Below are 11063 nucleotides of genomic sequence, written 5' to 3' on the forward strand. Positions count from 1 at the left end.
AGCAAATATAGGACGTAATTCGGTTTTTATTTTTTTGTACTATCTGAAATTCACACTAGGTAATTATCTGATTTTATTTAAGAGTAGAAGTTAATCACAATTTCATTGATAGGCTTTTATTCATGCTGGAATAGATAAATAATTCTGTTGTATCTTGTTTCACTGAGCATTTATCGAAAGTGCTGTTACAGGAGACAAGAATGTCACACATCATTTACCTGTCGTTAAAAGGCAAGAAGCAAGGGCTTATTTCAGCGGGCTGTTCCACTCCGGAATCTATTGGTAATCGTTATCAGGCAGGGCGAGAAGATGAAATCCAGGTACTGGGTGTGAATCACTCGGTGAGCCGTGACCAAAACGCGCATCATCATCCTGTTAGTTTTACTAAGCCTATTGATAAATCCTCACCGCTGTTAGCGATGGCAATTGACGGTAACGAATTGTTAGAAGCTGCTTTTTTATGTTACCGGACAAGCCCGTTGGGACAGTTGGAAGCCTTTTATGAAATCAAGCTAACAGGCGCAACTATTGTTGATTTTACCTGTCATTACCCTCACTCAATAAACAGTAATGACCAGATACCGTATGAAACGGTACAGCTCGATTACAAATCCATTTCATGTAACCATATCGCCGCAGGGACTTCGGGTTACAGCATTACACAATTAGCCGGGCGTGAAGAAGGCAAACCACTTTTATCCGGATTCTCGAATATTAAGCCGCTGGTTAATGAAGAATCGGTGAAAGATTCACGTCATCATGCGCGCTATCGTTGTACGGATGATGAAGGAAATCTTTTCATTGGGTGTAAATATCGGGTTTGCCTGCCGGATGGTCAGATAAAAACAGGGACGACTGATAAGCAGGGTTTTACCCAATGGCATCTCACGGATGACAAGAAGAACCTGAGTTTTCACATTTTAAAGGATTAATACCATGCCAACCTATACGGTTCAGACCAAAATAGAATCCAACGTACCTGTTGAAAATCTGCTTTACGATTTAGCCATTTATCGGCAGGATGCTAAAGGCAGTTTCCATATATTGCTTGATGTTTTTCAGGAGAAATTACAGAGTAATTATGAAACGCAACAGCATATCACGCAGGAAACAGACGACGATCTTTCCGTGATTTATATCATGCAGATTATGCTGCACCGCAAACATGGCTCAAATATATTTCCGGCACTGCAAACCCATTTTAAGAAAATGTATACCCTTGGTGAATTAACCTCCGGTAAAGCCTGTTCAGAGAAAAAATGGGAAAATGCCTGTTATTTTGAAAGTACGGTTGAAACAAAACCTGTCAGCGACGGAGATAATACCGTCGAATTAAAAATCACCATTCCTGAACGGCCTTTTATTGCTAAAGAATATCCCATTGGTCATCCTGATGATCCCTTTGAGAAGAATAAAGTAGAATCACAAATTCAAAATAGGCTATCTAAAAGAACTTATCCAAGTCAAGGGTGGGCTAGTTTGTGTGGCCCAGCTGCTTTTTTCTATTGTTTGCAAATAGACAGGCCTGATATTTATGAGCAGGTTTCCCGTGAATTATGGCAATATGGGAGAACTAAAATAGGCCAGTTGGAAATTAAACCGGGTGACGGTTGCCGACATCCTAAAGGGACATTTTATGATGGCAAGGACGAAAAGATTTCGGGTTTGGATTGGATAACGTTAGCAAGCTTAAGAGATTCAGAAAATATAATTTTTAGTTATGATGAGGTAAGTGCTCCAGCAGCGGGAATTACTATGTGGAATATGTTATCAGAATGGTTTGAAAAAGCAGGATATGAAAAGGTTTTTGATAATATAAGCCTATCGCATTGTAATATAGATGATTTTAATACACTGAATGATTATGTGCTAAAAGGCTATAAAGTAATAACATTGATATCTGATACTGTGTTAGGCAGGGGAAGAACAGATGGCTTAACATATAAAAGCCATTGGGTTGTATGGAAAGATGCTGCGGAAGAAGTTAATGGAAATATTGAACTAAATTTGTTCTCATGGGGAGATGTTTATCAACAAGTAAGAGAAAATACTACAGTCGACTCATTTTTAAATCAATTATTTGGAGGGTTGGTATTTAAGCCAATGAAATAAAATGTATAAATACACTTTAATTGTTTGTGTTTTTTTTCTTACGGCTTGTGGTAGTAATGTTTCTTTTTCACCTAAGGGTGATTATTTACCTGATGCTCAGGTTGGGAAACCATATTATAGCGTTGTAAATATAAGTGGAGGTGGTGTTATAACACCGAATAACAACATCACTCCTGATGACTTTGGATTGTATATTCAACAATGCGAGCGATCTAAAAATATAATAACGGAAGATACAGTATCAAGAAAAGATTTTAATTGTTTTATAGTAAAAGGCATTCCTACCAAAACGGGTTATTTGAAAGTCAATGTATCCGGAGCAGTTTATGGTCATATGTTTAAAAGCCCTACTAAATTTCATAAGACCTACAATATAAAAGCAAAGGAATAATATAGTTACAGGAATGGCGATTGAGTTCGCCATTTTTATATTTTTGTATGCTCGAACAACATGGAAATTATTCTTTGTTATTGTTTTTTATGCTATTAAATATATTTCTTTGAAAACAAATAGAAATAAAAAACACCATGAAAAAACTATTTGAATTAAGTCAGCAAAAGGCAATCCTTATCGAGCAGATGCATTCATTGCACACTCAAGCTGAAAACGAAAAGCACTCACTCAATACCTGAAAAGGCAAGCAATTCGTCGAACTGCGCAGCCAGTCCAATACTTGAATACTGAAATCACCCGTTATGATGAGCCACTGGCTGATGAAGAACACAGTCAGGCTAGAACTCTGCCAGTCAGTTAAAGAAGATCCGCCCGCATTGCGGAGAGTATGGAAGTACACAATCATTACTGGCAGGGCAGGGAATAATCCTGCGCCAGACCTAGTTGGTGTCTTTGTATCTCATAGATGCGAGCATGATATTATGCCCACATTTACGTTAACGAATTTCTCAGTTTTTCTTACTAGAACCTTTCTTCTGGCTGACAGCCATGTTTATGCAGAAAGTTTTCATTTATCTTTTTAAAGCCTAACCATTTTTGTGCCGATCATGGTTGCTTCTCCACCGACTCTAACGCGGCTAATCGTCTGCGCTTGTGTATCAATCGTCACTTGGATCAGGGAGGAGCATCCCATAGCCCGGCCTTGCTCTAACAGGAAATGAGATTCGCCGGGTAGAACATGATTGACCAGATAACACCCCAGAGCGCCGCTGGCACTGCCGGTTGCGGATTCTTCATTTATGCCATACAGCGGTGCGAAATTTCGGCAATGGGCTGTGATGGATGCATCGCGGCTTAGCTCAAATACGTGAAAGCCGATAGTGCCGAATGTGCGGCTCAGGTTTGCGATAGCTTCATAATCGGGTCGCAGGGTGTCTAACTGGCCGGGTTGCACGGGAATAAGGATATCCGGTAATCCAGTTGAGATAATCTCGATGGGCAAGCCGGTTCTCGTAATGACCTCGCGGTGTACTCCGAGAGCAATTGCGATATCTTCGACATCAGGCCCTTTCCGCGTGATAGGCAGGGGCTGTTCCATGACGACATTGTGGGGGCTTACGGCTACATTTAGAATACCAGCTTTGGTTTTTTGCGTGTAATAGCCCGGTGCAAGCAGATCGAGTGAAGCCAGGGTGAAAAAAACGGCTAATGTCGCATGCCCGCAAAAGTCCACTTCCCCTTCTGGTGTGAAAAAATCCACCTTGAAATCTGTATCCTCGCCAGCATAGACAAATGCTGTCTCGGAAAAACCCACCTGCTGCGCGATAGCTATTTTTTGCGCGTCACTCAGGTCCGGTGGATTGAGAACAACACCCGCGGGATTGCCGCCAGAATTATTCCGGGTAAATGAGTTTACAAGATGTACCTTGATATCGTGCTCAATCGGGCGTGTCGCCTCGTTTTGTTGCATCTGTTGCTCCCGCGTTTTAACCAGATTCGATCTAAGTATTGAGAGTAAAACTTGATCGCACATTGATAGGTCAGGATATCTTCATTATGTGTGAGGGACTGGCAAGTTCAGCAGAAGCTCGATCGTTTCTCAATGCAATGGCCTGTTGAACACTTTCACTAACCATCGATCCCTTTCTTTTAACTACAAAAATCTGTTCTACCATCTTTTAGGGAAGAAAGCTTGTAAAAAAATAACCGCCCGGCCTGCTCGAAATCGGTCCGTAACAACTGAATTAAGGTGCCCAATTATATGGTGTACTTTTTATTAATCCCTTATTTACTGAAGTTGCTTATTTAGTATTGGTTCAGTGAAATAATGTGAATAAACTAAATCGCCTCAATCCTCTGCTGGTTTTTGAGTTATCACCATCAATGATATCTAATTATACTGAAATAGATAGGCGGTTAATTTATATTATATGGAAGTTATCAGTTAGGTACTCTATTGGGGATGAGGAAGTGAACAATGAAACATGAGTAAAATATTCTTTAATGATTTCATCAAAAGGAAAATAGTATGAAAATTATATCTGGGTCGGTCTTGTTTTTTCTGTTTTTATTCATACAACCTGTGTTTGCTGAAACGTTATATAATATTGAGTTTGTAAATTCTTCTAATAAAAAAATATATATCGATAAAGAGGGTGATTATTGTATGAATGACGCTGGTGATGCACATATAATTGTCCCTAAGAATGAGAACAGAAAAATAGTTTTAAAGGATAGTGATAGCTTTCTTAATTGTAGATCTTCCAATAGATATGTGAATTGGTCTGTCCGTTACCCGCAAGGTGAGGATATAGCGAGTTGTGGATTATTTTTTGATGTTGATGCCATCTTTGATGGCTTAGTTGGCGCTCCGCTCAAATGGCTTATAACAGTGAAAGGATGCAATGGATTGGTAAGTGAGGCGACTTGCGGCGAAGTAGAATGCCATAATAAATTTATCGATTATTATTCAATGCAAGATAAAAATATAAAAATAACATTTAAATAGTCAGTATGTTGGAGGGCAATGTAGCCCTCCAGCTATACGATTAACTATTTGACTGGCCCGGGAAATGAATCGACATATTTAATAGTAAAATCCGGGAATGAGTCGACGAACTGGATTGTGTAATCAGGTGATGTTGTCACCATTCGCCATTGCCCCGGTGAATTTGCAGTGCCAGTAACAACGTTGACTTTCAGATCAGGTGATGAGTTCGCAATCTTCACTTTATAATCTGCGCCGGAATTCACCACCTTGATGTTTCCATATATCTTGGAAACATCGACTTTGTTTTTAGCGTAAACCCCAAATGAAAGTAATGTAGCAACTAACAGAATGGCTAATTTTTTCATGTGAACTCCTGTTCATTACAGATTATCCAAACAATGGCAATCTAATCATATGCCGGATGGCACTATTTTAATCCAAAGGACATACTCGAATAATATGACCATCAGGATCTTTCACCAGAAAAGTCTGGCCAAAAACGTCTGTATAAAGCTCGTGTTCAATGTTAATGTCCGGATGTTTTTTCCAATCTTCAAAAAGCTGCTCAACATCATTGCTGGAGGGCAACATGATGCCAATTTCTGAAAACCGCTGGGCAATTTTGTCTGGTTTTGCACCTCCACTCCAAAGCGCGAAAATAGCCTCGTTACTTACAGAAAATGCCACATATCTCGGGCTGGAAAAAATAGGTTCCACATTGAGAATAGTTTTATAAAAATCGGTGGAACGCTCAATGTCGGAAACATAAACCAACTGAAGATTAGGTTTCACAGCGATAGATTCTATTATCTCGCTTTTTTCAACCAACGTTTTCAACCTTGATATTGTATCAACCAAATCTTGTGTAATCTGTTTAAAAAAACTTTCGGATTGAATATCAGAAATATCAGCATTCGGTTCAAAAGAAACTGTCACTTGAACACAATTTGCCATATTGCTTTCATCAGTTAAAATCTGGTGGCAAAAAGTTAACATTCCCATATGAGGAAGATTAACCTGAGCAGTAAATTGCTTATTTATTTCGACCTTCACAAGGTAGAAGCGGGTTTCAGGCATGCCATTCAATATCATTCTGCCATATTGCCCGGTCTTAATTTCGCCTTCAAAATGAAAAGATTCTAAGCCGATCTCCCATTTTTTTCTTAGTTCAAAATCAACATAGTGAGCCCAGATTCGAGAGGGTTTTGCATTTAGTGAAGTCGAAAAAGTTAGGGTTAACATGAACGCCTCCAAGGTCAACTACTGACACAAAATATTAAGAGCCTGTAGAATAGCAATAGGCAGTGACAGTTTCTGTCAGCAGTGTTTTCGTTAGGTGGCTTTCATATAAAATCAGAAAACGAATTGAATGTGGAATAATGTCAATGAGGTATTTTTTCCTTTTCCCGCCACTCTTTAAGCAAGGATTGCCTTGATCGGGGATAACAACAATTTTCTACGGTTAAATGAACAATTCTATCTGACCTGAAATGGCGGAATTCGGCCCGTAACTCACACCAACCAATGACAATACTGATATTTTCAAAATAACCAAATGCAAATGGCCATATCGTTCTTTCTGATTGATTTCCTTTCAGATCCATATACATGATGGTGATTTTATGTCTGTGGTGAATTGCCCACCTTATTTGTTGAATATCAACAATGGATTGCGTTTCCACAGAAGCAGTACCAACCAATAATGAATCGTTCTCTAAAGTTTGTTTTAGTTCTATCGGGATCACTGCTGCAATTTTGTTGAGTGCGCTATTTGCAGCTGCTTTTAACTGTGAGTCTGTACGCTTAGAAACCCAACGAGCGCCCAATGCCAAGGCCTCTATTTCATTTTGTGTCAACATCAGTGGCGGCAAAACAAATCCCGGCCGTAAAACATAACCTACACCGGCTTCGCCCTCAATGATGGCTCCTTGAGCCTGTAAGGTTGCGATGTCCCGATAAAGTGTCCTCAAGCTAATATTTAATTTCTGAGCCAGAACCTTACCTTGTACTGGAAAGTGGTAACTACGTAACACTTCCATAAGAGATAACAAACGCTGTGCTCTGGACAATTCAATATTCCTTCAAACTAATTAGTTTATTATGATCATATTATGATACATCATTATCATTGCACAGTATTTATAAACGAAAAACCGGTGAAACAAAGCTATCCGACCTACACTGTTCGTGCTAATTAACTATATTTAGTAAGTTATATTTAAATCATTATCACTTACTATTCCAGTATATTCTATGATGCGATAATAAATAATATAGTGGTGAATTATGTACTGCCGTGATGAGTCAGGCGTTTTACTTTTAGCTAAAAAAGATAAGCTATATTATTATAGCCAACAGAAAGTTTTTACTGTTCAAAAAGTCACCGCTATTGATGTTTATAAAAAAATGACAAATGGCATGCCATTATGGCTACGTTTATCTTTTGTAATAAGAGATAAAATTTCAAGTCTTGCTGGCGTAGAAAAAATTCATGGTTTCTCTGATAAGAATCCAAATGAAAAATTCCATGTTGGAAGTTATATCGATTTTTTTGAGATTATACATCTCAGTGATAATGAAATGTGTTTGTTATCGAAAGATATACATTTAACGGTAATGATATCTCTGAATATTGTTCCTAATAATAATCACAAAATTGGTTGTATTGCTACTGTAACAGCATCTGTTATAACACATAATTTTTTTGGGAAAGCTTATATGATACCCGTGTCTTTAACTCATGCCGGTATCGTCAGGACGATGTTATCAAAAGTTGGTGATGTATATTAACTAGAAATGGGATAAGTATATATTAAATTATAACTCTCACGATATGAATGTGTTCAGTTGAATTAAAGGTGTTTATTCAATAATATTTTTGGTTGTTTGGCCGTAGGATGAAATCGCCTTTAATTTTAAAAATGAGGTATTTATGTCTGAAATTAATAAGCCAGAAATTGTAGATAAAAAGAATCAATCTCCTGAGCATGAATGCCAGTTTGAACCAAACGATTATCAGGAAATAAAAATTATTGCACCGGTAGGTTCTTTTTCATGGGCGCTGATTCAATTGAAGCTGGGAAATAATGTTTCTCGCAGCAGTTGGCCTAAAAAAGAACAATTAAATTTTGTTCCACGCAAAAAGATTGATGAAGGTGATGGCGATTATTTAGCCCATATTGATAAACAAAATATTTACGGTAACTGGGGGCCTTGGCAACCGACTCAAGAAGATTTAATGGCATGTGACTGGGAATTGTTCAAGCCAAAATCAGAAGATTGTATGATGTCCTTTGAGCTTGGATTAGGAACAGGCTCGTTCAATCATGGTTATGATTGGGGATATATCGGTGAAGGTGGAGAATGGCTGAGCGGAAGCCAGTCTATTTTTGGCACTTTAACACCGATTTCAAATAAAACTGTGATTAAGCAAGTTTTCGCATTCTATTGGAGTACGTATGACCGTTTTTATCTGATAGTGTCAGCAGATAAGGATGACAATAGCAAGTTGCTGGAGTTAATTACGCAAAATCTCTCTATAACAGTCGACGATGTAACTTATTTTATAGGCTTTGAACCCCCTTTAAGCGACAAAAATGATATATACACTATTTCATATGGTTCAAATGATGTCCGAAATTTGGGTGAAGTATTAAAGAAAACGAACGAGAAAAAAACTTTTTGTCTTAACTGGTGTAAGAGATAATTAAACGTTTAATTTTCAATTAAAGGCCACACGTTAGTGTGGCCATTCAAAAAAATAAAATGAACGTATCCATTTTACCCTTCTAAATTTATGCCTGATAACCTTGTGTTATCAATTGATAATTATTGGCTATTAATCATGTTTCCATTTCTTATGCTATATAAAAATAGAGTCAATGTGTTTTTCATAAATTAACTTTTTAATAAAAAATTATTTTTATTAAGTTATTATGGGGTGTTGATGAATGTCTTCATATAAGAGTAAAATAACTGGGTGTTTTGTTGTTTTATTTATTTTATTGTTTTTTTCTTTATTTATTAAAGTGTTTTCGAATGATGCTATTTCAACCGAACATCTTAGTAATGTAGATAAAAACAAGATAGATGTTATTGATATCCCAAATGAAAAAAAATTGAGTTCAGGTGTAAGCGATAAAACTATAAAAAGAAATGATGAAACCTTAAATTCTGATACATCCCGTATAATTGCTAACAATATCCAGGCGGTAAGTAATGTCTTGTCATCTTCGCCTGCGGAATTGGCTGAACAGGCTAAAACCTATGCATTAAACAAAATTAACAATACCGTCACATCTGAAGCTCAAAAATGGTTATCCCAGTTTGGAACAGCCAGAATTAATTTTGGCCTGGATAAACAATGGACTTTGAAAAACAGTACCTTCAATTTCTTATGGCCAATTTACGATAATAAAGCCGATTGGCTAATTTTCTCCCAATTAAGTTATCGCAATAGAGACAACAGGGATACTGCCAATTTGGGGATAGGAGGGCGCTATTTTTATCAAAACTGGATGTATGGCCTGAATACATTTTATGACCATGATTTAACAGGAAAAAATCAGCGTTTGGGTTTTGGGGGGGAAATTTGGAGTGATTATATTAAATTTTCTGCCAATACATATTGGCGCTTGAGTGATTGGAAGAATTCACGTGATTTTGGAGATTCTCAGGAACGTCCGGCCAATGGCTATGACATCAAAGGTGAATTTTTCTTGCCTGCATACCCTAATTTGGGCGCGAAACTGTCTTATGAGCAATATTTCGGCAATGACGTGACGTTATTTCAAAATATTAAACAGAAAGATCCCAACGCAGCGAAGTTCGGCCTGACTTATACCCCAGTGCCTTTACTCACAGTGGGAGTGGATTATAAACAAGGGAAAGGCGGGCATACTGAAACGCAATTTATGGCGAATATAAATTATAAATTGGGCGTTCCTTTCAGTGTCCAGTTATCGCCAAAAAATGTTGATGCCATGCGGACTCTGGCAGGCAGCCGCTATGATTTAGTCGATAGGAATAATAGTATTGTTCTGGAACACCAGAAAAAAAATATTATAAGAATAACCCCTCCTGAAAACATCGTAGGTTACAGTCAGGAATCACGCGTTGTCACAGCTAAATTAACTGCCAATACTCCAGTTAAACGAATTCGTTGGTTAACCAGCCAAGCCTTTAAAGAGCATGGCGGAAAACTTTTCCCGGAAATAGGTGAGGTAGTTAACATCACTTTACCTAACTATGTGTCAGGTATTAATCAAAATAATAATTATCCGGTTTATGTTTCTGCAGAGTTGCTTGATGACGAGGCATTATCGCCTGTGACAATGCAAGTCACTGTTCGGCCTTTTATGTTGAAAAAAAACGAGAAACCTAATTTCACACCAGCAGGGCCGTTATTCGCTACAGGTAAGAAAGAGGACGGATATACGTTTAATCCTGTGATTACTTTTGATTCAGTGAATGGAACACCAATAAAAAATACGACGATAAAACAGGTTCAATGGGTAACGGAACCGAAAGTTGGAGAGGCTTCAGGATTGAAGTTTGAGGGATTGGATGGCTCAGAAACAGCGGAACTTAATGGGGATGGACACTTCAGGAACACGCCTGTTTTAACCAGCACCAAGCCACATAAAGAGGTTAAAGTTTATCTGCAATTGGATGGGCAGCCGCCGCAACTGGTGGGCGTGGTCAGTTTTGAGGAGGAGCCTGCCAGTTACAAAGTCGGTACAGTAGATGTTTTACCAAAAGAGCCTGTAATTGCTGACGGCAAGCAGAGTTACACTTATACGGCCACGATTTTGGATAGCCATAATAAGCCTGCAAGAAACCAGAGAATTGCGCAGGTCAATTGGAGTATAAATAAGTATGTTGCCGGGCTGACCCTGATCGCAGAAAATGAGAATAATGGGGTATTCACCACAGATCCCGAAGGAAAATTAAAGGCAACATTAACCAGCAAGTTTGAGATTAAAGATGTGCTGGTTTCCCTCTCCATTGACAATCAACAGCCGGTTTCGGCACAACAAGCGGTGGCCTTTACGCCGGATACCGCAG

At 38.3% G+C, this 11063-nt stretch carries 10 protein-coding genes and 1 pseudogene; 7 read left to right on the forward strand and 4 right to left on the reverse strand.

The window, feature by feature from the left end; translation table 11 throughout:
• Positions 1 to 200: 200 nt before the first annotated feature.
• The 3 genes and pseudogenes from FE392_RS10310 to FE392_RS10320 all read left to right on the forward strand — a co-directional run.
• Positions 201 to 659: pseudogene (locus FE392_RS10310) on the forward strand (Hcp family type VI secretion system effector); the annotation flags it as partial.
• A 277-nt stretch (positions 660 to 936) separates the two neighbouring features.
• Positions 937 to 2112, forward strand: coding sequence for a hypothetical protein (locus tag FE392_RS10315; protein ID WP_319930137.1), 1176 nt, complete (start codon positions 937 to 939; stop codon positions 2110 to 2112).
• A 1-nt stretch (position 2113) separates the two neighbouring features.
• Positions 2114 to 2503: a hypothetical protein gene (locus FE392_RS10320; protein WP_319930138.1), complete on the forward strand. Its 390-nt coding sequence runs from the start codon at positions 2114 to 2116 to the stop codon at positions 2501 to 2503.
• A 583-nt stretch (positions 2504 to 3086) separates the two neighbouring features.
• Here the strand turns inward: FE392_RS10320 and FE392_RS10325 are convergent.
• Positions 3087 to 3977 (reverse strand): PhzF family phenazine biosynthesis protein, encoded by an 891-nt coding sequence (locus FE392_RS10325; protein WP_319930139.1) that lies wholly within the window; start codon positions 3975 to 3977, stop codon positions 3087 to 3089.
• A 558-nt stretch (positions 3978 to 4535) separates the two neighbouring features.
• Between FE392_RS10325 and FE392_RS10330 the strand changes: the two genes are divergently transcribed.
• Complete coding sequence (locus FE392_RS10330; RefSeq protein ID WP_319930140.1) at positions 4536 to 5015, forward strand: hypothetical protein; 480 nt, start codon at positions 4536 to 4538, stop codon at positions 5013 to 5015.
• Between the two features lie 44 nt (positions 5016 to 5059).
• On the opposite strand, the gene FE392_RS10335 is transcribed toward FE392_RS10330, so the two are convergent.
• The 3 genes from FE392_RS10335 to FE392_RS10345 all read right to left on the reverse strand — a co-directional run bounded on the left by FE392_RS10335 (position 5060) and on the right by FE392_RS10345 (position 7066).
• Positions 5060 to 5362 (reverse strand): 7(1) septoil knot domain-containing protein, encoded by a 303-nt coding sequence (locus FE392_RS10335; protein ID WP_319930141.1) that lies wholly within the window; start codon positions 5360 to 5362, stop codon positions 5060 to 5062.
• Positions 5363 to 5429: 67 nt separating this feature from the next.
• Positions 5430 to 6239 carry a VOC family protein gene (locus FE392_RS10340; RefSeq protein ID WP_319930142.1) on the reverse strand — a complete coding sequence of 270 codons (810 nt, stop codon included), beginning with the start codon at positions 6237 to 6239 and terminating at the stop codon, positions 5430 to 5432.
• 140 nt (positions 6240 to 6379) lie between these two features.
• Positions 6380 to 7066, reverse strand: coding sequence for a helix-turn-helix transcriptional regulator (locus FE392_RS10345; RefSeq protein WP_319930143.1), 687 nt, complete (start codon positions 7064 to 7066; stop codon positions 6380 to 6382).
• A gap of 217 nt (positions 7067 to 7283) precedes the next feature.
• Here FE392_RS10345 and FE392_RS10350 point away from each other — a divergent pair, with 217 nt between their 5' ends.
• From FE392_RS10350 to FE392_RS10360, 3 genes are all read left to right on the forward strand, one after another.
• Positions 7284 to 7787 carry a DUF2867 domain-containing protein gene (locus tag FE392_RS10350; protein ID WP_319930144.1) on the forward strand — a complete coding sequence of 168 codons (504 nt, stop codon included), beginning with the start codon at positions 7284 to 7286 and terminating at the stop codon, positions 7785 to 7787.
• Between the two features lie 142 nt (positions 7788 to 7929).
• On the forward strand, positions 7930 to 8703 hold the full coding sequence (locus FE392_RS10355) for a DUF2829 domain-containing protein (RefSeq protein WP_319930145.1): 774 nt from the start codon (positions 7930 to 7932) through the stop codon (positions 8701 to 8703).
• Positions 8704 to 9220: 517 nt separating this feature from the next.
• Positions 9221 to 11063, forward strand: a 1843-nt coding sequence (locus tag FE392_RS10360) for an inverse autotransporter beta domain-containing protein (protein ID WP_319930146.1), incomplete at its 3' end; no start/stop codon positions are given.

Source organism: Xenorhabdus santafensis (assembly GCF_033949405.1).
GTDB lineage: Bacteria > Pseudomonadota > Gammaproteobacteria > Enterobacterales > Enterobacteriaceae > Xenorhabdus > Xenorhabdus santafensis.